Below are 24640 nucleotides of genomic sequence, written 5' to 3' on the forward strand. Positions count from 1 at the left end.
CGGCCCTGGCACGCCGATCGCGAGCCGCACCCGATGGCTGCGGCCTGGAGTCCCGCTACGGCAGGTCGGATCCCGGGCCCACGTGCCCGCCGGCTGGTGCCTCCAGCAGCCGGTTCAGCTCGCACCCGGCCTCGTCGTACCCGGCGTCCGAGATCCGTTGCAGCTCGGGCACGTCGCCGTTCGCGACCGCCCGTCGGGTGAGCAGGAACCCGGCGCGCGTGCACCCCTCATCCAACAATTCGCTGAGCTCCCCGAGGTCCCCGGCCGCGTCAGCCAGGTCGGCCAGCCGGTCCAAGGCGGCCTCGTTGCCCTCATCGGCCAGCTCGCGCAGGGTCTCTCGATCGATGTCCAAGTTCGTCATGGCGCCATGCTGCAACCCTGCCCCAGGGGAAAGGTCAAGTGGGACGATGGCCGGGTGATCACCATCGGGCAGCTGGCCAGGTACGTCGGAGTGTCGATCAAGACCATCCGCGTCTATCACGACAAGGGCCTGCTCCCCGAGCCCGACCGGGATGCCTCCGGCTATCGGCGGTACGGTGCGCACGACGCCGTCGACCTGATCAAGATCCGGACACTCGCCGACGCCGGAGTCCCGCCGGCCCGCATCCGGGAGCTGAGGTCGGCGACCGACCAGGAGTTCCAGCAGGCGTTGCGCGAGATCGACGACGAGCTCACCGCACGGATCCGCCGCCTGCGGGCAACGCAAGGGCACCTGCGCCGGCTCGCCGCCGGGAATCTGGCACCGCTGCCGGCCGAGGTCGGCGCGCATCTGGAGCGCCTGGGCCGCTGGGGATTCACGCCTCGATGGGTGGACCTGCAGCGCGACCTGTGGATCCTCGTCTTCGCCACCCACGCGGACCGCGCGTTCGCACTGTTCCACGACCAGGCCGAGACCCTGTCCGACCCGACGCTACGGCAGCTCTACCTCGACTACGACCATGTGTACGACCTCGACGCCGACGACCCCCGCATCGACGACCTTGCCCGCCGCATCGCCGTGGCGACCCGAGAGCGCTACGGATCCGACGCCCTGCCCGGGCTGGATGCAGCCTCCGACATCCCCGCCCTCATCCAGGGGTCGGTCAATGCCTCGTCCCCCGCATGGCGGCGGCTCGACACGCTCATTCGCGCACAGCTGGGCGTGTGACGTGACGTGCGCGGCAGGCTCGGCATCGACGGGGCCTCGACTGCACCCCGTCGGCTACGCCCGGCTCACGCCTCGAAGCGGTATCCCATGCCAGGGGCGGTGATCAGGTGGCGCGGGTGCGAGGGGTCCGCCTCCAGTTTCCGGCAGAGGTGAGCCATGTACACCCGCAGGTAGTTGGTCTGCGTTCCGTAGGAGGAGCCCCACACCTCCTGGAGCAGACGCCTCTGGCTGACGAGCCGGCCCTGGTTACGGATCAGGACCTCCAGCAGATGCCATTCCGTCGGCGTGAGCCTGATGCTCTCCCCTCTGCGCCTGGCCTTCTTCGCGAGCAGGTCGACGGTGAACTCGTCGGTCTCGACGACCGATTCCTCCGAGGCTGCCGAGCCTTGTGGCAGCGTGCGGCGGGCGACCGCTTGGAGCCGGGCCAGGAGTTCGTCCATGCTGAAGGGCTTGGTGATGTAGTCGTCAGCGCCCGCGTCCAGCGCCGCGATCTTCTCCTCGGAGCCGTGGCGGGCGGAGACCACCAGCACGGGCACCAGCGACCATCCGCGCAAGTGCTTGATCACATCGATCCCGTCCATGTCGGGCAGCCCGAGGTCGAGCAGCACCACGTCCGGGCCGTGGGCCGCCACGGCGTCCAGGGCCGCGGCCCCGTCCTGCGCGCAGTCCACCTCGTACTTCCGCGCCTTCAGATTGATGACCAGCAACCGCGCGAGCTGCGGTTCGTCATCGACCACCAGCACCCTGGTCATCGGCGCGCCACCTTCCTGTCGTACGTAAGTCCCTTGGAGGTCCGGACCGACCAGTTGACGTTCCGCCGGAGGAGACGGCCGACCGTGGTGCGTCCCGTCACCAGTCCGACCCCCCGCGGTCCGGACTGGACAGGGTCTCGGCGGCGATCGCTCGCGCCCTCCAACCTCGCATCACGGACGGCCGTCCGCTTCCCCCTGCCGCTCAGTCTGCGACCACCTGCAGGAGCCGATGCGCCACGTTGACGCCACTCTGACGACAGGCCTGCACTTCTTGACGCGCCGCTGATGGCGGGGCGTGGGGGACGCCGTCAGGGAGTCGTGCTCTGCACCTTGGTGGGCATCACCCGTCCGGGTCATCCCGGCATCAGAGCCTTGTCAAGGACTGGCTGACTGCCTTGAGCTCTGTTGTGCAAGGCAGTTGGATGAGTGACGTGAACAGCGGTCTGCGCCACGACGACCGGCCACCGCATACGGTGCGCCCGGCCCCGCGCGCTGCTCACCTGCCGGTGCACTGAGCCACCGCACGATCTGCGGCCGCCCGCCCCGCCCGTAAAGCGGGCGGCCGCTTCCGCCTGGTGTCTGCCCCCACCCGGGCAGGCACCAGGCCCCACTCTTCGCAGGCTTCGGGTCCGCTCACCCGGTCAGCACTCGGCACCGTATTCCACCCGACATCTTCGGATCGCGGCTGCCTCTTGAGCCGACCGGGACGCGCACGTGGCCCCACCTGGTTGCGCCACTACGGAGCGCACCATCCGTCGCTTGGAAGAGCCGGTTGCCAGTACGCCCCGCTCCCCGGACCGAAGAACCCGTGCACCCCCTGGAGGCCCTTCGTGATCGAGATCGCGCCGCAGCAGCTCCCCGCCCTCAGCCGCTGGTTTCCCACCGGCTCCCCCGGTACCGGCGCCCTCACCGAACACGTGCTGACCACGGGTCGCGGCACCTGGTGGGCCGACCGCCCGGACCGGCCCCGTGTACTCGCCGTCACCTGCGCCGACCACGTACTGCTGCGCGGCGACCCCAGCGCGCTCACCCCGGCTGCCCTGTCCCCGTTCGCGGGCCGGTACGTGGAGGCCCCGGCCCGGTTCTGGCCTTCTCTCGGGTCCGCCTTCGAGCGCGTCGTCCCCTGGGAACGGATGCTGTACGTCCACTAGGCCCAGGCACCGGTGTCCCTCCCCCGCACACCGCGCGGCGTGACGGTACGGGGGCTGACGCCCGAGGACGCTCCGGCACTCGCCGACCTGCGTCCCGAAAGCGCCTGGATTCATGCCAGTTGGGGCGGGCCTGCCGGGCTCGCAGCGTCCGGCCACGGCTGGGCGGCGTTCGCCAAGGGCCGGATCCTCTCTGTCGCCTGCACCTACTTCCTCGGAAGCGCCCACGAGGACGTCGCGGTCGTCACCGTGCCCGATCGCCGCCGCGAGCGCTTGGCGCTGGCCTGCGTCGCCGGCCTGACAGCGGACATCCGGGCACGCGGACACATCCCGAGCTGGTGCTGCTCGCGCGACAACCGGGCCAGCCGGCTGCTGGCCTGGATGGCCGGCTTCCGGCTGACCCGCGAATACGTCCATCACGCCACCGGCCGGGCCCTGGCACGCGAGGTCCGGGCGACCCTGGTCCCCGCATGAACCAGGCATGGCCGACGCGTCAGCAGGTAGGCTGCGCGCTCATCGCGTTGAGCAGGCCAGCAGCGCGCTCGGCGTCGTCCACGCTCACCGCGAACTCGTTCCCCCGCCGGGGACGGATCACCAGACACTCACCGCTGCGCAGCATCACCGTCGTCCCCATGCCGCTCAGCCGGTATCCCCAGCCCCCACCTGAGCGGGAGTGCGGGCTTCGGCACGCGCCGATTCGATGTCCTGAACGGGCCAGCGTCGCACGGGCCAGCCGAGCGGGCCGAAGGCGAGCTCAGGCCCTTCTCGGTGACGCGCACCTGCACGGAGGCGCAGGACAGCACCACGACGGAGACCGTGGCGAACGGTGCGACGACCGCCCACGGCACCCCGACCATTCCACTCGCCCCCACCAGCGCGGCGGCCAGCGCGACCAAGCCGGTCACAACCCCGATCCAATGGAGCCACGGGTTCGCCGTCCGGGAGAGCCACACGAACCTCTCGCCGGCCGGAATCTCCGTGTTCGGCCCGCTCGTCACCACGCCCGGTGTCGCCGGCGCCCGATCGCGGCGGGTCACCGCCCACCCGGCCAGCCCCGCCACGGTCGCCGCCACGCCGGACGTCAGCACGGCTCACACGCTCACGGGATCGGCCTGTCGCCAGTCCGCGTGATCCAGGTTCGCCCGGACAATGGATATCTGCGCACCGGCGAGGAAGACACCCCCGGACAGCAGACCGGCTACGGCTCAGTTCCGCGTCTGTCGAACAGCACGGACCGCTGGTCCCCCAGCCGTCGGTCGCCTGGGCCGCCGTATGCGTCATCTCGCCAGATCAAGCCGCGCCTCCTCCAGGTCCAGGGAGCGCTGGAGGCTGCGGTGGGTGGCATCGCTGATGCGGTGTTCGTCGTAGAGCCGCTGGAGTTCGGCCGTCTCGACCCGGATGAGGTCGCGGCGCAGCAGCCGGTACACGTGGTCGGCCGACTCGGCCAGGTCGGCTTCCTCCAGGCGGTCGCGGGCGTGTTCGAGGCGGGCATTCAGGCTGCGCCGGAGCCGGTCGGCCACGACGTCCGGTACTGCTTCGAGGTCGGACATCTCGTCCAGTCGCCGGATGCCGGCGGCCGCGAGCGCACACCGGGCGGAAGCCTCCTCCCGTTCGGTGTGGTCCGGTTCGGGGGCGATTCCCGAGCGGCGCACCACGTCGGCCAGGGTGAAACCCTGGGCCACAAGGGTGACCACCACCACGGATGTCGTCAGTACGAGTACGAGCGGCCGCTGGGCCAGGAGGCTGCCGTCGTCCGCGGCGACGGGGATGGACAGGGCCGCGGCCAGCGGGACGACTCCGCGCGTGCCCGCCCAGGTCAGTACGACCGGGACACGCCAGGAGGGACGTACGCCCGCGTTCCGCTGGACGACGGCCGAGAGCGGCAGAACCCACAGCAGGCGCAAGGTGACCAGCGTCGCGGCGACCGCCAGGGCGTACAGCGGCCAGAGACCGTCGCCTTCGGTCAGTGCGGCGACCTACCCGGGAAGGGTGAGCCCGATGAGGCTGAAGACGACGCTCTCCAGCAGGAAGACCACGGTGCCGTTGACGGCGTGCAGCTGGATCCGGATGCGGGCGTTGGTCAACCGGTCGGCCCGGCCACCGAGTACGACGCCGGCCACGACGACCGAGGTCACGCCCGATGCGTGCACCGCCTCCGCAAGCACATACGCGGCGTAGGGGGTCACGAGGGCGATGACGGTCTCCAGTACCGGGTCCTCGGTCCGGCGGCGGATCAGCGCCACCGCCCCCGCAACGGTTCCTCCGATGAGGGTGCCGCCCCCGGCGAGCATCGCGGACTCGGTGCCCGCCGCCTGCCAGGACACCCCGGCGGAGGCCATGGCAACGACGACGGCGACGCGGAAGAGCACGAGCGAGGTGGCGTCGTTGAACAGGCTCTCCGCCTGTACGAGGACTTGGACGCGGGGAGGCAGGGCAAGGCGCCGGCCCAGGGCGGTGACCGCCACCGGGTCCGTACTCGCGAGGATGGCCCCCAAGACCAGCGCCATCTGCCACGTCAGCGGAGTGATCAGCGACGCGATTACCCCGACCGCGGCCGCCGAGGCCAGCACCAGGCCGACGGCGAGCACACTGACCGGCTTCCACGCCAGGCGCAGCTCGCGCCAGGACAGCTCCTCCGCGCTCGCGTAGAGCAAGGGCGGCAGTCACGACGAGCCCGATGACTTCGGGACTGACCCGGATCTCGGGGGTGCCCGGTATCAGCGCGACGACGAGGCCTGCGACAACGAGCAGTGAGGGCGCGGGGATTCGCCAGCGGCGGGCACCCGTGGCCACGACCGTGGCCAGCACCACGAGGAACAAAACCGTACCGACGCTGCGCATTCCGCCCGCGCCCGAGTCGACGCGGACCGTGCGGTCACGCGACGCCGACCAGGCTTCCCGGCACACCGCCTTCACCCTATCGATGGATCGGCCGTCAATACACCGTCAAAGTCCCGGCCGACCCGCATCAGGAAGCCGTCAGGGCCGTTTCGTTCAGGGTTTCGTTGAGTTTCGCTGGTGAGGTTGAGGATGTACGGAGGGGTCGGTGTACGGGTGAGCACGGAGAATGTCGTAGGCATCGTCGTGGCGGTCGGCCTCGTCGGGTATCTGGTCCTGGCGTTGTTCTTCCCCGAGAAGTTCTGAGCGTGACGACCATGCACGAGGCCGGTCCGGCAGCCGGGGCGCGGCCAGACCTCCGGCCCGGAAGGCTCAAGGTCTTCCTGGGCGCGGCTCCCGGCGTCGGCAAGACGTACCGGATGCTCGACGAGGCGCACCGCCGGGTCGCCCGCGGCGCAGACGTGGTGGCCGGCTTCGTGGAGTGCCACCGGCGCCGGCACACCGAAGCGAAGCTCGACGGCCTGGAGATACTTCCCTTGGCCGGCCACGACTACCGTGGTGGCCGGTACGTGGAGTTGGACCGGGAAGCATTGCTGTCCCGGCGTCCGCAGGTGGTGCTGATCGACGAGCTCGCCCACACCAACGTTCCGGGAGGAGACCGGCACCCGAAGCGCTGGCAGGACGTCGAGGACATCCTCGCCGCCGGGATCGACGTGGTCACCACGCTCAACATCCAGCACCTGGAGTCACTGAGCGACGTCGTCGAGAAGATCACCGGAGTGCCGCAGCACGAGAGGGTGCCCGACGAGTTCGTACGCCGCGCCGACGAGATCGAGCTGGTCGACATACCCCCCGAGGGACTTCGACGCCGGATGGCCCACGGCAACATCTATCCCCCGGAGCGGATCGACGCCTCCCTCGCCAACTACTTCCGGCCCGGCAACCTCATCGCTCTGCGGGAACTGGCGCTCCTGTGGCTGGCCGGGCGCGTGGACGAGGCCCTGCACAAGTACCGCACCGAGCACGGCATCGGGGACGTCTGGGAGACCCGGGAACGGGTGGTGGTGGCGCTCACGGGCGGCCCCGAGGGCGAGACCCTGATCCGCCGAGCCGCCCGCATCGCCGGCAGGTCCGCCGGCGGCGAGCTGCTCGCCGTGCACATCGCGCGCAGCGACGGACTCGCCGCGGGGGTCTCGCACGCGGCGCTCGCCGCCCAGCGGGCCCTCGTCGAGGATCTGGGCGGCAGCTACCACTCCGTCGTCGGCGACGAAGTACCGACAGCCTTGGTGGACTTCGCGGTGGCGGAGAACGCCACGCAGCTCGTCCTCGGTACCAGCCGCCGCCGCAGGCTGGAACGTTTCCTCACCGGCTGGGGCATCGGCGAGACCGTGGTGGCGCTCTCCGGGGACATCGACGTGCACATGGTCACGCACGAGCGGGCGGGGCACGGCCGGCTGCTGCCGTCCCGCCGCCGCACGCTGCCCACCTCCCGGCTCGTCGCCGGACCCGTGGCCGGTGTGGTGCTCCCGGTGCTGCTCACCCTCGGCCTCGACCGGATGCGCGACACGCTGAACCTCACCAGCGAAGCCCTGCTCTTCCTGGTAGCCGTCGTCGCAGTGGCCTGCGTCGGCGGAGTGGTCTCTGCCCTGGTCGCGGCGCTGACCGCCGCATTACTCCTCAACTACTGGTTCATGCCGCCCATAGGCGAGTTCACCATGAGCGACCCGGACAGCGTGCTGGCACTGGTGGTCTTCGCCGTCGTCGCCGCCACCGTGGCCGCCGCGGCGGACAGGTCTTTGCGGCTCTCCCGCCGCGCCGCCCGGGCCACGGCCGAGGCAGAGACGATGTCCTCCCTCGCGGGCAGCATCGTCCGAGGCGACCAGACGATACCGGCGCTGTTGGAACGCACCAGGGAGACCTTCGGCATGGACACCGTCGATCTGGCTCCGGAGGCCCCGGACACCGGTTCCGGCACCGAGAGCGGACGCCGCGTCCGCGCGGGTTCGGACCCCGCCCTGGTGGTCGCGGCCGGATCGGGGGCCTTCCTCGTCCTGCGAGGCCGTGCGCTGCCCTCCTCGGAGCGCCGCGTTCTGGCCGCCTTCGCCGCGCACGTCGGCGCCGCGGTCGAGCGGGCCCGCCTGGCCGAGGCCGCTGCCGAAGTCGAACCGATCAAGGCCGCCGACCGGCTGCGCACCGCCCTGCTGCGGGCCGTCAGCCACGACCTGCGCACCCCGTTGGCAGGGGCACTGGCCGCGATCACCTCATTGCGCACCCCGGACGTGGACTTCTCCGAGGAAGACCGGGCCGAGCTGCTCGAATCCGCCGAGCTCTCCCTGAACCGGCTGAACCGGCTCGTGGAGAACCTGCTCGACCTCAGCCGCCTGCAAGCCGGCGCCCTCACCCTCGAACTGCGGGCCACCACCCTCGAGGAAGTCCTGCCGGCCGCCCTGGAGTCCTTGGAACCGGCGGACGGGCCCGGCATCGACGTACAGAGCCTGGAGACGGTACCGGCGCTCCAGGCCGACCCGCCTCTTCTCGAACGGGTGCTGGCGAACCTGGTCGGCAACGCGGTCCGCCACGCCCCCGGGGACCGTCCCGTGCTGGTGATGGCGAGCGCCCTGGCCGGCCGGGTCGAGGTCAGGATCGCCGACCGGGGTCCCGGGATCGCCGCCGATGACCGTGAGCGGGCCTTCGAGCCCTTCCAGCGCCTCGGCGACCGCGACAACACCGCCGGTCTCGGCCTCGGGCTCGCTCTGGCCCGCGGGCTCACGGAGGCGATGGACGGCACGCTCACGGCGGAGGACACCCCTGGCGGCGGTCTGACCATGGTCCTGTCCCTGCCTGCGGCCACTGATGCGGCCGCAGGACGGCTCTGACCAGCATGTCCTTCCCAACCCACCACCCGGGCCGGTATCGGGCCGATTGACCTCGGTTGAACCGGAATAGCCGCGCCGGTCAGTCCGAACCCTGGATCGCACAGGGGAAGCCATTTCCACCATGGGGGAACACATGTCATTCGACGAGGAATGGGCGCAGCTCAAGTCGGCCGCTGCCGAGAAACAGACCGCCATGCGGCTCAATCAGCTGGATTCCGGAGGGGGTGGCGGATCGGGGCCGCAGGGGGACCTGGTGGTCACCCAGAAGGATCTGGCCGCTGTCGGTGACGCGGCGTTCAAGCTCCGCCAGAGGCTCGGCACGGACGGGGACCACGCCAAGGCCAGCACATACGAGGCTGCGGGCTCCTTGAAGAAGGACTTCGCCCTGGGTGCCGCCCTCTCGACGGTCGCGGACAAGTGGCACGACCAGGTCGGCACCCTGCTGGACGCCTGCGCCCACATCTCCAACCACCTGGACTACACCCAGAACGCGCACGCCGAAGGCGAGTACTGGATCGCCACCCAGTTCAAGTTCGCGCAGCTCAACGCAGGCTTCGAGGAAAGGGCGCAGCACTGATGGACCTGGACGCACTGCGCTTCGCGGACTTCACGAAGCTGTCCACGGCCGTGGCCGACTGGACGGCCATGGCCACCAAGCTGTGGGAGCTGGAGTCGGATGCCCGCGGCGATCTCGGCGGGAAGGCCGCGAAGGCGGACTGGGCGGGGGTGAACGCGACCGTGACGCGGGAGTTCATCGGCAAGACCGCCAAGGAGTTCGCCGACGCCGCGACCGAGGCGACCAGTATCGGGAACATCCTGCGCGACACCCACAGCGAGCTCGTCGACTACAAGGCCAGGCTGAACGAGGCCATCCGGCGTGGCCTGGAGAAGAACCTCACGGTGGTGGGGACGGGTGACGGCTGCTTCACCGTCACGATGAACATCCACCCCGACCGCGCCGCCAAGGGCACCTCGGTGCCCGAGCACACCGAGGCCGACGCGACCTCACTGCGGGACGAGGTGCAGCGGATCCTGGAGGGTGCGACCGAGAGCGACACGACGGCGGCGCAGGCTCTGACGATGCTGGTCGGCCAGACCCCGTACGGCTTCTCCGACGCCGCCTACTACGACCGCGACCGCGCGGCGGACGCCATGAAGGACGCCGACCGGATCGCGAAGCTCCTCAAGACCAAGGGGGACGACATGTCCCCCGAGGAGTTCGACAGGCTCAACGCCGACCTGGCCAAGTACAAGGACGACCGGCTCTTCCAGGAGAAGCTCGCCACCACCATCGGCCCGCGCGGCCTGCTCGACTTCTGGGCCGACCTGGCCGACCCGTCCGACGGCGGCGCCCTGCAGCCCTCCCGCCACGACCAGCTCGGCGACTTCCAGCGCAACCTCTCCCTCACCCTGGCCGGCGCCACCCAGTCCGACAGCGCGGCCATGCGCACCTGGGAGAACGACATGGTCAAGCTCGGCGAGGAGCGGATCCAGACCCGCGGCAGCCAGGTCTACGGCTACCAGGTGATGAGCAACCTCATGCGCAGCGGTGACTGGGACAACCGCTTCCTGAACGACTACGGCAACGCGCTCGTCGCGACCGAGAAGAAGATGAAACTCCCCGCCAACTACTGGAACGGCGGCGTCCCGCCGGTGCCGAAGATGAATTTCATCGGCGAGGACTTCGGCCGCGACCCCATGACCGGCTTCATGACGGCCCTCGCCGCCAGCCCGAACGCCGCCACCGAGTTCTTCAGCACCACCCAGCCCACCGACATCGCCCAGTACGTCCTCGGCGACCGCCAGACCTTCGACGACACCCCTCTGGACAGCAAGGACGGCAACCCGGCCCGCGAGGCCACCGGCGCCGCCCTGGTCTCCGCCGCCACCGGCGTCAACCCCAACGACCCCACGGCTCGACCCGCGGACCTCACCCCCGAACACCGCCAGGTGCTGGACCGCTCTCTGAAGTACCTCTCGGAGCGCGGCGACGAGTTCCCGTCCGAGATGCGCGACGACATGGCCAAGGTGCTCTCGGCCCACAGCGACGTCGTCCACCACTCGGCCAGCTCACTCGCCGACGACGAGAACGACCCCCGCCTGCTGGACCGCCACCAGCTGCTGGAGGTCAGCAAGCAGATCTCCCGCGACCAGGACTCCTACGGCATGCTCAACGAGGCCATGAACCGCGAAATGATCAAGGACATCCACGGGGACCACCCCAGCGACCCCAAGGAGAACCTCGTGCGAGCCGGCGCCACCGTGGGCTTCCTGGAAGAAGCCCGCTACCAGGCCCTGAAGACCGACAAGGACGACCCCTCCTGGGATGCCAAGTGGCTCTACCACGGCTTCGGCGGCGCCGCGAACTTCATCCCCGTCGTCGGCGACGCCGCACAGCGCGGCGTCGACGCGCTCGCCTACCAGTGGCAGCTCGACGAACAGGCACGGATCAACGCCGAGACCACCCGCCAGAACGGCGCCACCTTCACGGGCCGCGAGCGGCAGCTCCAGGCTCTCGCTGACGAATGGGCGAAGGCCAATCCCGGCGCCGGCAACAACCGCTACATGCTCACGTCCGAGATCAACGGGGCCGCCTTCGACGGCAACCAGAAGGCCCAGGGCCTGGCAGGCGCCCAGTGAGCCGCCACCGTGCCACAGCCCTGGCACTGCTCTTGCTGGCCGGTGCGGCAGGGTGCACGCAGGGCCAGGACTACGCGGTACCCGGCGATGTGTGCGGCGTCGAGGTCCGGTCCGCCCTGCTGAAACCGCTGCTTCCGCCGGGTGGCTCGTTCAAGCAGGGCGACACCCTCGACCGCGGTGGAGACATCACCGGTTGCGGGATGGAGGTGGACAAGCGCCGCGAGCTGACGTTCCAGGCAAGCCTGGTGGCTGCCGATGTGGACCCTCTGCAGGTCAAGAGCCGTAACCTCCTGGGCGCCGGGAATCCCCGAAAGGCGGACATGGGCACCGATGCGCGGATCGCGGACGGCGCGGCGATGGCGTACAGCGCGTGCACGTACAAAGGTGAGCCGCACCGGTACGTGGTGGGGGTCTGGGTACAGAAGGCTCCGACCGACGTCAACCAACGCCGCGAGGACCTCGCCCGCTTCATCGCCGCCTACCTGCCGGCCGCGCAGAAGACAGCCGGCTGCACCCCTTGATCAGAAGCACCATTCGACCTGAGGAGACGGCCTGTGCGGTACGACGATGAACCGGTCTTCAGACGGAGCAAGTGGGGTACGAACCGCTACTACTACAACCCCCACCACCCCGTCGGGCTCGCCCTCATCATCATCACCCTGCTCTTCGTCGGGACGATGCTGTTCCTCATGGCAAACCGGGCAGGGCCCTTCAAGCCCTCGCCCGCCCCCGCACCATGGAGCCCGCCGCCGTACGACTACTTCCGGCCGTCGCCCTCGATCAGCCCATCAGGTCCTTGAAGTCGATGGGGTTCCCGCCTTGGAAGCCCCATCAAAATGGCGTAGCCACAGCATCAGCGGTGCGTCAGGGTCCGACTCCAGAGCCTCTACCAGCCCTAACGTCGCTCTCATGGAACGACGTTTCACGCATGCCGCGACCGGCGCACACGGCGCCGCAACGGCGCCTCCCGGGCCCTTCGCACACGACATCCACTGGGCCGGTGAGCGGCGCTCTGCGATCGGTGTCGCGTTCCTCCTCTTCACGGCTCTGTTCGCCATGGACGCCGGCTTCGGAAGCCTCGATCCGACACGTGGCGCCCTATGGACCGGCCTCACCTGCCTCGTCTTCGTGATCTTGCACCCGTCTCGGGTCTCCGTACGTCCTGGACTGCTGAGCGCCCGCGGACTGCTGATGACGGACACGGTCCGTACCGACCGCCTCGTCTCGGTGCGGTGGTCCGACGGGGTGGCCCAGCGGATGATCCTTCGCGACACGGACGGAAGCCAGGTCGAGATCGACCCGGCCGTCCTGGTCCGCAACCCGGCGATGTGGCGCCTCCTCGACACGGACACGCGCGCATCGGTCCAGCGCGGCACCCTGCTCTCTGGCGTGACCGCCCTGCACCAACTGGCGCAGCGCATCGATCGTGAGACGGCCCGAACGGTCTTCAGGGTCTCCGGCTTGGGGTGACCGCTCACGCCTCTCACCAGTCAGTGATCCTGCTTGCGTGCTGCTGCTGCTGGAAGCGTGAGCATCACCGCGAACCCGGGCGCTTCGGTGGCGGGTTCGAGAGTGCCGCCCATGCTCTCCGTGAGGTCGCGGGACATCCGCAGGGCCAGACCGTCGACGGTGCCGCTCGAGTGTGCCCGGGACGCTGTCCCCTCCGCCCCCTCGCGGCTTCCGTCGGTGATGTGGATCTCCACCAAGCCGGGGCGGGTCTCAGCCGTCAGCTGCGCGCGCCGGTCCGGCGGGCTGTGCCGCTGGGCCTCGGCCGCCAGCGTGGTGAGCACGCGGGTGAGGACGGCCGCGTCGGCGATCACGTCGGGCAGCCGCTCCGGAAGGACGCAGCGCAGCGTATGGCCGGGACCGAGATCGTCCATCACGGCCGTCAGCAGTTCTTCGAGGTCGACCGGGCGCAGGTAGAGGTCGAGTGCGCCCGCATGCAGTCGGCTCAGATCGTCGAGATCCGAGACCAGCCGGTCCGCCCGGCGCAAGGCCCCTCGGGCCGTGTCAAGGAGACGGGCCTCCGCAGGGTCCACGAGGTCACGCAGGCTGCTCAGCGCGTCTTCAGCCGTGTGGAGCGGCCCCCGCAGGTCTCGGCTCGCGATGAGGAGCAGTGAGGCCCTGGTGTGCTCGGCTGTGGCGCGCAGGTCCGTTTCGGCGTCGTGGGCGGCAAGCCGTCCGTGGGAGTACGCCATACCCAACTGGGCAGCGCACGCTGCCAGGACGCGCTGGTCGTCGCTGCTCAGCGGTCGTCCGCGGGCGGCCAGCGAGATGTCGTCGCCGACGGGGCTCTCCACATCGGCGTCGTAGGGTCGCTCGGGTGGATCAGCGCCGGTGCTGGCGACGACGTACCAGCGGGGCTCGGCGGCATGCCCGGTATCCCTCTCCAGCAGGCTGACCGCGTCCAGGCCGAAGTCCTCCCGTACCTGTTCGAGCAAGGCCGGCAGGTCCTGGCCGTGCATCATGGCGGTGGCCAGCCGGCTCAGCGCCCTGGCCTCGGAGCTCGCGCGGACGGCCCGGTACGTGCGTTGGGCGGCCGTGCCCGCGGCCGTGCCGACGACGACGGCCGTGACGACGTACACGACCAGTGCGAGAACGTCGGCGAGGTGGTCGACGCGCAGCGAGTGCGGCGGCGGTGTGAAGTAGTAGTCGGCGAGCAGGCCGGCGGCGAGTGCGGCCAGCAGGGCGGGAGCGAGGCCCCCGACGAGGGCGATCACGACGACGGCCAGCAGGTACAGCACCAGAGCCAGGGAGAGGTCCACGTGCTCGCCGAGCAGAACCAGCAGGAAGGTCAAGGCCGGTAGGGCGATCGCCGCGAGCACGATCGCCGTCCAGAACCGCCGTGGCCCGGTGGCGCGGCTCGGGTGCGGCAACCGCAGGGCGGCAGACGAACCCGCGGCGTGTTCGTGGGTCACCACCAGCACGTCGATGGGACCGGACCGCTGGATCGTCCGGTGCCCGACGCCGCCGCGGAGGAACGTGGAGAGCCTGCCGCGACGGCTCGCGCCCACCACGATCTGCGTGACGCCCTCGGCTTCCGCGAACTGGAGCAGCGCCTCGGGGATGTCCTCGCCGGTGGTCTGGTGGTAGCTCCCGCCCAGCGACTCCACCAGCTCACGCTGGGCTGCGAGGCTCGCCTGATCCCCATGGGTGAGGCCGTCGCTCGGGACCACGTGCAGCGCCAGCAGCTCACTTCCGGGGACGCGGGCCGTGATCCGGGCCGCGCGGCGGATCAGTGTGCCGCCCTCGGGACCTCCTGTGAGGGCGACCATGATGCGCTCGCGGGTCTCCCAGGGGGTGGTGATGCCGTGCTCGGCGCGGTAGCGCTGGAGCCCCTCCTCGACGCGGTCGGCGAGCCACAGCAGGGCGAGCTCCCGCAGCGCGGTGAGGTTGCCGACACGGAAGTAGTGGGTGAGAGCGGCCTCGATGCGCTCCGAGGGGTAGATCTCGCCGTGCAGCATGCGCCGGCGCAGCAGCTCGGGCGGCAGGTCGACCAGTTCGATCTGGTCCGCGCGGCGCGCCACCTCGTCGGGCAGGGTCTCCCGCTGCGGGACACCGGTGATCTGCCGGACCACGTCACCGAGCGACTCCAGGTGCTGGACGTTGAGCGTGGTGACGACGTCGATGCCCGCGTCCAGGAGTTCCTCGACGTCCTGCCATCGCTTGGTACGGCGTGAGCCGGGCACGTTGGTGTGCGCCAGCTCGTCGACCAGGGCGACCTGCGGACGGCGCGCGAGCACCGCGTCCAGGTCCATCTCGGTGAACGTCGCGCCCCGGTACTCCAGGGTGCTCCGGGGAATGATCTCCAGGCCCTCGGCGAGGGCCGCGGTGGGCCGTCGCCCGTGCGGCTCGACGAACCCGACGGCCACATCGGCACCGGCCGCTGCCAGACGCTGCCCTTCCTCGAGCATCGCGTACGTCTTCCCCACCCCCGGGGCGGCCCCGAGGTAGATCCGCAATCGGCCACGCACCATCGACGGGCTCCTGCCCGCTCGTCACACCGCTCGCCGTCCTCCTTCCATGGTGCTCTCCCGCACTCCGTCCTGCGCGGAAGCTCGCCGACCGTGCGGCCGGGCGCCGCGTCAGCCCTGCCAAGTGCGAGGCGGGCGCTGGGCCCGTGTGATCAGCACCAAACCGAGGACGAGGACCACCACACCCGGCATGGTGACGACGGAACGGTAGACGGGACCGACCGCCAGGAGGCCGATCACCTGAGCCCCCAGCGCGGCGGCGATCAGCGCACGAGCCCAGCCGAACAGGCGCAGCCGGACGATGTGCCGGCGCTGCCAGTTGACAGAGGCGAGGGCGGACAGTGCGGCGCCGTTGTTCCACAAGCCGAGACGGTTACGGTGGACGGCCGACGTGTGTGCTTCATCGTGGCGGATCACGGCCCACACATCGGCATCGGCCCATTCGGGGGCCCACCGGGTCCGCGAGAAAGCTCACCTCTTGCCGGTCTCCCCACTCAAAGATGTCGCGGTAGGGGGCATCAGCGGAATCATCGTGCCGGCAGTACGCCTGTCCCGGCGGCAATGCTTCACCATCCCCGCGACCACGCCACCACCTCTCGCTCGGCGGTGCAGTCGTCCGGTGTCAGCAGCTCCCTGATGCAAGCGCAATCCAGCTGAACCCACCATCGGTAGTACCGGTCCGGGTCCGGTGCGAAGAACGGCCACAGCACCGGAGGAATCCCCCTGCGGCGATCGGAATTGAATTCCTCGTATTCGCGCAGGACGTCCGTGCGCCGCTTCGCCCGACCGGGAAGTCGGCGCGCTACAGCAGGGTCGGCCAGGTTCGATTCCCCTTTCTCAGCGAAACACTCCTGCCGCTGCGCACATAGCGTTCTCTTCCCCTGAACGAAGGAGAGGAGGTTGCCACCGCCCTGCTCCACACCCTCGCCATCCAGTGGATGACTGCACCCCTGTCCCTGGCGGATAGGTCCGGGCGGCAGCCTCAAGGACGTCGGGCTCCACGTGACAGAGGCTGTCATGGCGCACCGACAAGCCGCCTGTGTCAGCAGGATGCGCGACCGCCGGCTGGTGTGCCTCCATGAACAAGCCAAGAGGCTGATGCTGACCGTTTGCTGACCAAAGCCCCGCCGCCACGCCGCCGACCTGCGGAAACGCCCAGATGTCAGATGTAGGACTTGAACATGGTGCGAAGCATGCGGACACTCCCGGTTCATCTGCTCCCTGCCTGCGGTTGTGCAGGTCAAGTGCGGCCTCGACCCTACACCGACACCCCCGTCCGATGGCTGTGAGGAACATGGCCCCGGTTACTGAGTTTGTAGTCGTGGTGTCGTCGGTGTGGGTCCCGTTCCGGCGAGGCATCCGTCGATGATGTGGCTGCGGTACTGGATCTGGCGCAGGCCGCGTCGGAGTCAGCGCATGAGGTGGCTCGGGTCGGTGAAAGCCGTGTCGGCCTGGGTGGTCCGGCGGAGGATGGACCAGATGCCTTCCACGGGGTTGTGTACGGCGGCAGGTGGTAGGCCGTGATCCAGTCCTGCGCGTCGATGAAGGCCCGCATGCGGCGGTCTTTGTGGACGTTCAAGTTGCCCGAGACGAGGACGGTGGGTTCGCCGAGCTGCTGGTGGGCGGCGATGACCGAGGTCTCGGTACTCGGTCCAGGCGAACCTCTTGCGGCCGCTGGCTTTGTGATCGGTATGCCGTTTGGGCCGGTAGACGAGACGGGAGCGTTCGCCGGGTTTCTAGGGCCTGTGTGATGTCGTGATCAGTTCCTGGGTTCTGCTCTCTTCTCGGGGCGGGACCCGGTACGACTGTGGTCGTGACACGCAGGCAACTCACGAATGCGCAGTGGAAGTTCATTGAGCCGTACCTGCCGATCGGTAGGTACGGCCCGTACCCAAAACGGTTGCGAGAGCAGTTCGAGGGGGTGATCTGGCGGTTCCGCTCCAGTGCCCAGTGGCGGGAGATGCCTGCCGAGTTCGGCCCCTGGGCCACCGTCTACGGACGCTTCCGCGTCTGGCGGGACGCCGGTGCCTTCACCGCCCTGCTGGAAGGCCTGATCGCCGAGGCTGCACGCGGGGGAAGAACAGATTTGTCGCTGGTCAGCGTGGACTCCACCACGGTCCGCGCCCACCACGACGCCGCAGGGCTGCGCGTCAGCAAGCACCTCATGAAGGCCCTGGAAGAAGCCACGCAGGAGCAGGAAGCGGCCCGACAAAAAGGGGCGGACCGGAGGAACAGAACGGACAGGCCGAGCGTCGGCGCATCCGACGCAGACACAAGCTCCGCCTGAAGGAAGCCCTGCTCGGCAGGTCCCGGGGCGGCTTGACCAGCAAGATTCATCTTGCCGCGGACCGCAGGTGCCGTCCGCTCGCGCTGGTCCTGACCGCCGGGCAGGCCGGGGACAGCCCCCAGTTCATCCCTGGGCTCGCGAGGGTGAGAGTCCGTCTGCCTGTCGGCCGCCCCCGAACCAGGCCCGGCGCGGTCGCCGCGGACAAGGCCTACTCATCCCGCGGCAACCGCTCCTACCTGCGCAGACGCGGTATCAAGGCAGTCATTCCGGAAAAGCGGGACCAGGCCGCCAACCGCAGGAAGAAGGGCGCACGAGGCGGCCGACCCGTCAGCCACGACGCCGACCTCTACAAGGAACGGAACACGGTCGAACGCCTGATCAACAAGCTCAAGGCCTGGCGAGGCATCGCCACCCGATACGACAAATCCCCAGACAGCTACCTCGCCGGCCTCCACCTCCGCGCCGCAATGATCTGGATCGACGACCTCCTGAAGACCGCCGACTGATCACAACATCACACAGGCCCTAGCAGCACAGGGCGGCGCTGGGAACGGCCGCGGACGCGGACGACCGGTGTGCGGCCGCATTTGGACCAGGTGCGTGCGGTCGGCGGCGTCATCGCCAAGTCGGCTTCGTCTTCGAAGACGATCCAGGCCCCGAGCGCCGCCGCGGTGTTTCCACGTGCGGCCACACGTCCTGCAACCAGCCGACCACCGCCGCCTCGTCCCGTTCGACGGCACCTACGGGCCCTCGCCTCCGATCTTTTCGAAAACCTGCCCGGAAGGAACCTCGGTGGTAGCGTTCAGCCGCGCCGAGCTGGGCTACGTCTTGAAAACTGATCCGGCGACTCCCCGAAGGGCGACGCAGAATCCGTGGCAGACCTCGACGGAACGGGCCCTGCCGTCCTGTTCGAGGAACGATTCTGAGTCGCGGCCAAGAGCCCATTCGAAGCAACCGGAGGAGGAATGGAATCTCCGCGGATCACCTCAGTCAAGGCAGCCGATTGCGCATGCAGCTGACGCGCATCAGAAGTGGTCTTCATCGACGATTTCCCGACAAAGCATCCGCTCAAATAACAGCACCGATCACGGGATTCGCGGCACCTGAGGTTCGGTTCCCATTTTTTAATAGGGGCGCCGAACCGGGCTTTTCGAACCGGATCAATCCGGGCCTCAAGAGGCGTCCACAAAACGGGGAATCCTCATTCTGGCCGCCATCACAGACGGCGGCACCAGTAATGGCCCTTTTCAGGCTGCCCGGAAAACGGGCAGTCGACTTGACAGGTATGCGACCCCTTGGCAGATGGGGCCGCGGCTCCGATCTACGGGATCAGCTGATTTTGGAACGGTGCTGACTGAAGAGGTCGTGGCGCTGGTGGTCATCCTGGCCTACAAACGCCTTGAACTCGCCGATGCTGTAGGCGACCACTCCATTGGAACGCGTCGCCGCGGTCATCTCGAAGTCATGCTTGAGGTGGTTGAGGTGCCGTTCGACCGTCGGCTGATCCATGACTGTTCCCGACGCCTCGAGCTTGGCAATGATCTGCTCGACCGACAGCGCCCGCGCGCTGCTGCGCAGCAGCTTGTACACAGGGTCGGTAACAGCGTCAGCGGTCTCGACAAGCTCGCGGGGCTCGCCGACCTTCTTCAGCGCGTTCCTGATCGATACGCCGAGGGCCTTGGCCACGGGCGGCGGGAATGCGTTTCCGATCTGGCGGTACACGCTGGTCTTCTGGCCGTGGAACCTCCAACGGAAGTCGTCCTCGCCTCCATCGCCCTCGCTGTCCGCGTCCTGCCAGCCCTGGATGCGGGCGACCATGGCCGTGGTCAGCTTCGGAAGCGGCCGGCCGTCGACGACAGGAGGACCTTCAACTGAAGGCGCCTCATTGGCAACGCCCATTGCGTCTACGCCCTTCTCTGCCCATGCGCGCTTAGCACGCGTTGGGCCGAGATCGGCACCACCGTGCTTCTTCGACCCGCCCACGATAGTAGGCGCGATGCCTGTCGCCGATTCAGCCCATTCCTGGGCGCCCTTCCAGCCCTTCTCCGCCATGAGGTCGACCAGGAGCTCGCCTACAGACTTGGCGCTCCCCGGCCGACGTTCCGGCCACTCGAAGTAGGGGGCGAACTCCCTCTGGAGCGCGACCAGGACAAAGCGCGGGCGCAACTGGGAGACCCCGAAGTCGTCTGCCTGAAGGAGCTGCCACTCGGCGATGTACCCATGCTCCTTGAGCCGATCGAGCACATGCTGGCGGTAGCCCGAAAAGCGGTTGGCGCTGAGTCCGCGCACATTCTCCAGAAGCAGCGCCTTCGGCTGCACCTTGCCGCAGAGTTCGATGGCCCAAGCAAACAGATCGCGCTCATCGTTCGTGCCCAGCTGCTTCCCTGCAATGCTGAAGGGGGGGCACGGAACTCCCCCGGCAAGGAGATCAAGCTGCTCCGCGTCAAGGACCGGATTCCAGACAGTGGGGTCAGCGACATCGCCGACCTTGACGGACGCCTCCGCCTCTTCCTCGCTGTAACCGAGGAACTCCACAAGGTTGCAGCGCAGAGTCTTGGCGGCCTGTGGGTCCAACTCCACAGCAAGGCGGTGGCGGAAACCTGCCCGTTCCAGCCCGAGGGACTGACCACCCGCACCCGCGCAGATCTCGACGACCTCAAGCGGCTTTGCAGGCTCGATGGCCGACATACTGATCTCCCTCCGGGTACGCCGGGATCCCCAGCGTAGAACTGACGGTGCCGCTGCAGCCGCCTCAGTGGACACACAGGCATCCGGCAGCGCAGGCTTCGCGACAGCACCATAAGCGCAGGTAGTGGTACCGGGCGGCCATTCGCCACTGCATGCCGGACAAGGATGCGCAGTCTACGCGGCAGGTCGGACAGCTTCCATTTGAACGCCCACAGTGGGAGCGCTCCAGCGCTGGTCAGACATCCAGCGCCTCTCGGACCTGCTGCCTGGCCTCCCAGGGAAGACAGCGGTAGGCGTTCCACGCCCTTTCAAGCGGCGTCGAGCCCCGGCGTCCCCGCTCTACCCAGCGCGCCAGCCGCTGCCGGTCAGCCGGATCCAGGTTCTTGATCTCGGCGACAACCTCGTCAGCGCGCGCAGGCCGCCCGTCACTCCCGGCGCGGCATCGCTTGCACTCCGTGACAAGCACCGCCTCTTCCCTGCCATCAGGAAGGACTGTGGCCCGCTGGACGACTGACAGCACTGCGGTCTGGTTCGAGTCGTCGACGTACGGCTCCGCACCGCCGATACCGCACACAGTGCACATGTGGCCGTCGCGCTCATACGCTTCCCGCGTCTGCTTGGCGGTGGCTCTCTTCCGCGGCGCGGCTGCTCTGCGCGCAGCCGGCTCCCACACAGGCACTCCCACCTTCACGAACCGCTGGTCCTCGGCCATGAGTGAGGCGTCTTCAGTGTTCGTCAGGATGACCCACTTGAAGTCCCGGAGGTCCCGGAGGCGGCGGTCGGCCTGGGAAATGCCGGGGAACGCGTCGCGGAGCTGCTGCTTGGTGAAGATGTTGCCTTCGCCGATCTCCTGGACGAGCCACAGCGCGCCCCTGATCATGGTTCCGCCTTTGAGTTCAGGGTCGTTCCAAGCGGGGAGGGTCACCTCTGCTCCGTTCTTCTGGTCCTCAGATGTCCGAGTCTGGGTGATCACCAGTCCGCTTGTCAGCGGTTCCTGTCATTATTCCTGACGAGTGACGCGACTGCCGCTGAGGAGAGGTCTGTCTATGACAGTGAAGTTCGGTGTCCCGCCCGAGGGTGAGCGGATCCGGTCCATGGTCGAGGAGCGACTCAAGCAGGCAATGGCCGACAACGGCGCCAAGGTCACGGTGGAGTGGCGTGGTGAGCAGAAGCACCTGAGCGTGATCTCCATGCCGGTGGACCTTCTCTACTTCAACCCCGACACCCACCGCATCCGCGCGCAGCGCACGCTGGACCCCGAGCAGAACCGGGTACTGGAAGAGCAGCCCTGGAGTGAGTCCGCCCAGGACTACCTCGCCACGCTCCTCAGCCGCAGTCCGTCGAATCCGAGCCAGACCGACCCGGACTTCATCGCGTTGCGGGACGAGCTGGATGACTTCGGGCAGAAGGAACCCGGCATCATCAGCCCCGACGGCATCCTGGTCGACGGCAACACCCGCTGCGCGGCCCTCCGCAAACTCGGCATCAAGAACATCCGTGTTGGTGTGCTTCCTTCCGACACCTCTCGGCGCGACATCAACAGTGTCGAACTCGCGCTCCAGCTGCGGCGGGACAAGCGGCGCGAGTACTCCTACATCAACCGGCTGATCGCGATCGAGGAGGAGTTGGCGAACGGGCGCCGGGTCGAAGACGTCGCGCGGGACTTCAACATCAAGACCACCACACTCCACCAGGACCGATGGGTCTACCAGTTGGTCATCGACGCCATCGATCGCAGCAAGGGCCCTGTCAGCGGCGTCGAGCTGCGGCTGGTGGACTTCGAGGACCACCAGGAGAAGCTCCGGGAACTTCAGCGCGACTACACGAGGCTCGCGAAGACGGATCCGGATGCGGCCGAGCAGCTGAAGGAGTCCCGGCTCGCGATGGTCGTCCTGAACTACCCGAAGACCTCGGTCCGGCTCGCTGAGGCCGATTTCCACGCCCGCTACGTCGACGAGCGGCTGCCGGACGACCTGCGCCCGGTCGCACAGGCCGCCGCCGCAGTATCCATCCCTGGGCTGCCGGGGGTCGCGGTCCCTGACGCTACTGCTACCGTGAAGGCGATCCGGGCCCTTACCGACAGCCTGCTGCGTGCCAAGGCCGCGTCTCTAGCCGGGGACAAGCTCACGCCCTCGGACGTCACCCAGGCCGCCGCAAAGATCAAGGCGGCCCGCAGCACGTTCGACGTCGCTGTGAAGATGGCTGGCCAGAACGCCCAGTTGCAGAAGCGGAAGATCGCAGTACCAGAGCGTCTGACGGACGCGGCCGACTATGTGAACCAGTGTGCGGCTGAGTTCGCCGAAGCCAAGGCGAAGCGCGCACTCGACGAGGACGCTTTCGACGACGCGCTGCTTACCCTACGTGCGAGCCTCGCGCGCTTGGCCAAGCAGGCAGGCCGCACGTTCAGTTCGCCGGGGGACGGCGTCGAGTGGCTGCTCAACGCCGTCCGGGAGAACTGATGACCGCAACTGCACCGAGCTTGGAGATCGCGTTCGGGGACAGCGTGACGAAAGCCCGGTTGCGGGCCGGCACCGGACACGAGGGTGACCTGCACCGCCTCGCCCTGCGCTTCCGCAGCAGTGTGCAGCGCTCCCCTGGAAGCATGGACGTAGACATCGACGACCTGCTTACGAACCTCGTAGCGCTGACGACGTGGCCTGCGCAGTCGAGCGTTTCATGGGACAACCAACTGGCGGCTCTCGCAACGGACTCCGCTGTGGATGCCCAGACTGTGGCCGACCGCCTCGACCCTTCGTCCAAGGGCGTCAGCGAAGTACCGAGCGATGAGGTCGACGGGCTGCTCGGGCCCTCCTGGACTGCCGACCTCACACCTTTCCAGCGCCGGGACATCGCCAAGCTCCTCTCTCTGCGCCACGGTGCGAACTTCTCCGTCCCCGGTGCCGGCAAGACACGCGTCGGCCTCGCTGTGTTCCACGCGCTGCGCCGCACCAAGGGCATCGAGCGCCTGCTGATCGTCGGGCCGAAGTCGTGCTACGAGTCGTGGCAGTACGAGAACACGCAATGCCTAGATGAGCCGCTGCGCATGGAGGTCCTGTCCCGGAACGTCGACCCGGCCGCAGACGTGCTCATCGTGAACTACGAGCGCCTCAGCCCGTCGGTTGACGAGCTCGGCCGGTGGCTCACGGCCCGCCCCTCCATGATCCTCCTCGATGAGGCGCACAGGATGAAGCTCGGCGCCGAGGGGACGTACGGGGCGGCCTGCCTCGCTCTGGGCCCGCGGGCCCGCCATCGGCTGATCCTGACCGGCACTCCGGCGCCGAACGGCGTCAAGGACATCGAGAACCTCTTCGGTTTCGTGTGGCCTGGGCACGGCCGCCAGAAGGTGACGCAGGCTGTGGCCGGCGGCGACCTGGCCAAGGCCAGCCAGGTCCTGCGCCCGCTGTTCACCCGCACAACCAAGGACGAGCTGGGCCTGCCTCCGGTGACGACAACCCTCCGGACGCTTCCGATGCCCCCGCTGCACAAGGAGGTGTACGAAGCCCTGATCGGCCGGTTCTCGGCCCGGGCTGCTGGAGCCGAAGGCGACTTCCAGGCCCTCGGCAAGATCATCGTTTACATGCTGATGGCGGCTACCAGTCCTGCCCTGCTCGCCGTCGGTACGACGCGGTATGAGCCTTTGATGTACCAGGTCCCGCCCCTGGCCGTCCCTGAAGGGAGCCCTCTTTTCGACCTCATGCGGGACCTCCCGAGTTACGAGTTGTCGCCGAAGTACCGTGAGGTCCTGGCCATTGTCGCAGAGAACGCGGCTAAGGGCCGCAAGACCTTGGTGTGGTCCACATTCATCCGCAGTCTGAACACGCTGGAGAGGATGCTCAAGGAGTTCCGTCCGGCGATGGTCCACGGAGGCACGGAGGACCGCGAAGCAGAGATCGAGCGCTTCCGGAAGGATCCGGACTGCATGGTGCTGCTCTCCAACCCGGCTACGCTCGGTGAAGGCATAAGCCTGCACCATGACTGCCACGACGCGGTGTACGTCGACCGCGACTTCGCAGCAGGACGCTTCCTGCAGAGCCTCGACCGGATCCACCGTCTCGGTCTCGCACCCGAAACCGAGACCCGGGTCACCGTACTCGCCTCCGAGGGGAGTATCGACGAGGTCGTCGACCAGCGGCTAGCCGACAAGCTGCTTTTCATGGGACGCATCCTTGATGACCCCGCTGTCCAGGAGCTCGCGGATCTTGATGATGAGCCTGCTGTCGGCGGAGGCCTTGACCAGCGGGACCTCCAATCGCTGATGGGCCATCTCCGTGCCCGTTCCGCCTAGCCCTG

At 68.5% G+C, this 24640-nt stretch carries 19 protein-coding genes and 4 pseudogenes; 14 read left to right on the forward strand and 9 right to left on the reverse strand.

Annotation, left to right across the window (positions count from 1 at the left end; genetic code table 11):
• Window positions 1–55: 55 nt before the first annotated feature.
• Window positions 56–361, reverse strand: a complete 306-nt coding sequence (locus tag ACSHWO_RS05460; RefSeq protein ID WP_438310256.1) for a hypothetical protein — start codon at window positions 359–361, stop codon at window positions 56–58.
• A 54-nt stretch (window positions 362–415) separates the two neighbouring features.
• On the opposite strand from ACSHWO_RS05460, the gene ACSHWO_RS05465 reads away from it, so the two are divergent.
• The gene (locus ACSHWO_RS05465; RefSeq protein WP_438310257.1) at window positions 416–1147 is read left to right on the forward strand and encodes a MerR family transcriptional regulator; all 732 of its coding nucleotides are present in this window, start codon (window positions 416–418) and stop codon (window positions 1145–1147) included.
• Between the two features lie 65 nt (window positions 1148–1212).
• Here ACSHWO_RS05465 and ACSHWO_RS05470 read toward each other — a convergent pair whose 3' ends face one another.
• A complete protein-coding gene (locus tag ACSHWO_RS05470; protein WP_438310258.1) occupies window positions 1213–1899 on the reverse strand; it encodes a response regulator in 687 nt (228 codons plus the stop codon).
• Between the two features lie 830 nt (window positions 1900–2729).
• Between ACSHWO_RS05470 and ACSHWO_RS05475 the strand changes: the two genes are divergently transcribed.
• From ACSHWO_RS05475 to ACSHWO_RS05485, 3 genes are all read left to right on the forward strand, one after another.
• Window positions 2730–3050: a hypothetical protein gene (locus ACSHWO_RS05475; RefSeq protein WP_438310259.1), complete on the forward strand. Its 321-nt coding sequence runs from the start codon at window positions 2730–2732 to the stop codon at window positions 3048–3050.
• Between the two features lie 39 nt (window positions 3051–3089).
• Complete coding sequence (locus ACSHWO_RS05480; RefSeq protein ID WP_438310260.1) at window positions 3090–3521, forward strand: GNAT family N-acetyltransferase; 432 nt, start codon at window positions 3090–3092, stop codon at window positions 3519–3521.
• 294 nt (window positions 3522–3815) lie between these two features.
• On the forward strand, window positions 3816–4178 hold the full coding sequence (locus tag ACSHWO_RS05485; protein WP_438310261.1) for a hypothetical protein: 363 nt from the start codon (window positions 3816–3818) through the stop codon (window positions 4176–4178).
• 146 nt (window positions 4179–4324) lie between these two features.
• Here the strand turns inward: ACSHWO_RS05485 and ACSHWO_RS05490 are convergent.
• A pseudogene (locus ACSHWO_RS05490) lies at window positions 4325–5888 on the reverse strand (Na+/H+ antiporter).
• A gap of 213 nt (window positions 5889–6101) precedes the next feature.
• On the opposite strand from ACSHWO_RS05490, the gene kdpF reads away from it, so the two are divergent.
• From kdpF to ACSHWO_RS05525, 7 genes are all read left to right on the forward strand, one after another.
• Window positions 6102–6191 (forward strand): K(+)-transporting ATPase subunit F, encoded by a 90-nt coding sequence (gene kdpF, locus ACSHWO_RS05495; protein WP_362465182.1) that lies wholly within the window; start codon window positions 6102–6104, stop codon window positions 6189–6191.
• Window positions 6192–6202: 11 nt separating this feature from the next.
• Complete coding sequence (locus tag ACSHWO_RS05500) at window positions 6203–8761, forward strand: ATP-binding protein (RefSeq protein ID WP_438318941.1); 2559 nt, start codon at window positions 6203–6205, stop codon at window positions 8759–8761.
• 133 nt (window positions 8762–8894) lie between these two features.
• Entirely contained in the window at window positions 8895–9338 is a 444-nt protein-coding gene (locus tag ACSHWO_RS05505; protein ID WP_438310262.1) for a hypothetical protein, read from the forward strand.
• Window positions 9338–11401: a hypothetical protein gene (locus ACSHWO_RS05510; RefSeq protein ID WP_438310263.1), complete on the forward strand. Its 2064-nt coding sequence runs from the start codon at window positions 9338–9340 to the stop codon at window positions 11399–11401. The genes ACSHWO_RS05505 and ACSHWO_RS05510 overlap by 1 nt, the downstream gene beginning before the upstream one ends.
• Complete coding sequence (locus ACSHWO_RS05515) at window positions 11398–11922, forward strand: hypothetical protein (protein WP_438310264.1); 525 nt, start codon at window positions 11398–11400, stop codon at window positions 11920–11922. The genes ACSHWO_RS05510 and ACSHWO_RS05515 overlap by 4 nt, the downstream gene beginning before the upstream one ends.
• A gap of 33 nt (window positions 11923–11955) precedes the next feature.
• Window positions 11956–12201 carry a hypothetical protein gene (locus tag ACSHWO_RS05520; protein WP_438310265.1) on the forward strand — a complete coding sequence of 82 codons (246 nt, stop codon included), beginning with the start codon at window positions 11956–11958 and terminating at the stop codon, window positions 12199–12201.
• A 109-nt stretch (window positions 12202–12310) separates the two neighbouring features.
• Window positions 12311–12871, forward strand: a complete 561-nt coding sequence (locus ACSHWO_RS05525) for a hypothetical protein (RefSeq protein WP_438310266.1) — start codon at window positions 12311–12313, stop codon at window positions 12869–12871.
• Window positions 12872–12891: 20 nt separating this feature from the next.
• Here ACSHWO_RS05525 and ACSHWO_RS05530 read toward each other — a convergent pair whose 3' ends face one another.
• The 3 genes and pseudogenes from ACSHWO_RS05530 to ACSHWO_RS05540 form a co-directional block, all read right to left on the reverse strand.
• The gene (locus ACSHWO_RS05530; RefSeq protein ID WP_438310267.1) at window positions 12892–15378 is read right to left on the reverse strand and encodes a DUF4118 domain-containing protein; all 2487 of its coding nucleotides are present in this window, start codon (window positions 15376–15378) and stop codon (window positions 12892–12894) included.
• Between the two features lie 108 nt (window positions 15379–15486).
• On the reverse strand, window positions 15487–15792 hold the full coding sequence (locus ACSHWO_RS05535; RefSeq protein ID WP_438310268.1) for a hypothetical protein: 306 nt from the start codon (window positions 15790–15792) through the stop codon (window positions 15487–15489).
• An 887-nt stretch (window positions 15793–16679) separates the two neighbouring features.
• A pseudogene (locus ACSHWO_RS05540) lies at window positions 16680–17111 on the reverse strand (transposase); the annotation flags it as partial.
• A 77-nt stretch (window positions 17112–17188) separates the two neighbouring features.
• Here ACSHWO_RS05540 and ACSHWO_RS05545 point away from each other — a divergent pair.
• Window positions 17189–18168: pseudogene (locus ACSHWO_RS05545) on the forward strand (IS5 family transposase).
• Between the two features lie 32 nt (window positions 18169–18200).
• On the opposite strand, the pseudogene ACSHWO_RS05550 reads toward ACSHWO_RS05545, so the two are convergent.
• From ACSHWO_RS05550 to ACSHWO_RS05560, 3 genes and pseudogenes are all read right to left on the reverse strand, one after another.
• A pseudogene (locus ACSHWO_RS05550) lies at window positions 18201–18400 on the reverse strand (IS630 family transposase); the annotation flags it as partial.
• A 591-nt stretch (window positions 18401–18991) separates the two neighbouring features.
• On the reverse strand, window positions 18992–20350 hold the full coding sequence (locus tag ACSHWO_RS05555; RefSeq protein ID WP_438310269.1) for a DNA cytosine methyltransferase: 1359 nt from the start codon (window positions 20348–20350) through the stop codon (window positions 18992–18994).
• Window positions 20351–20585: 235 nt separating this feature from the next.
• Window positions 20586–21323, reverse strand: a complete 738-nt coding sequence (locus tag ACSHWO_RS05560; protein WP_438310270.1) for a hypothetical protein — start codon at window positions 21321–21323, stop codon at window positions 20586–20588.
• A gap of 73 nt (window positions 21324–21396) precedes the next feature.
• On the opposite strand from ACSHWO_RS05560, the gene ACSHWO_RS05565 reads away from it, so the two are divergent.
• The gene (locus ACSHWO_RS05565; RefSeq protein ID WP_438310271.1) at window positions 21397–22809 is read left to right on the forward strand and encodes a transcriptional regulator; all 1413 of its coding nucleotides are present in this window, start codon (window positions 21397–21399) and stop codon (window positions 22807–22809) included.
• Entirely contained in the window at window positions 22809–24635 is a 1827-nt protein-coding gene (locus ACSHWO_RS05570; RefSeq protein WP_438310272.1) for a DEAD/DEAH box helicase, read from the forward strand. Before ACSHWO_RS05565 ends, ACSHWO_RS05570 begins: the two co-directional genes overlap by 1 nt.
• Window positions 24636–24640: the final 5 nt, after the last annotated feature.

Source organism: Streptomyces pallidus (ex Mingjun et al. 2026), assembly GCF_051550185.1.
GTDB lineage: Bacteria > Actinomycetota > Actinomycetes > Streptomycetales > Streptomycetaceae > Streptomyces.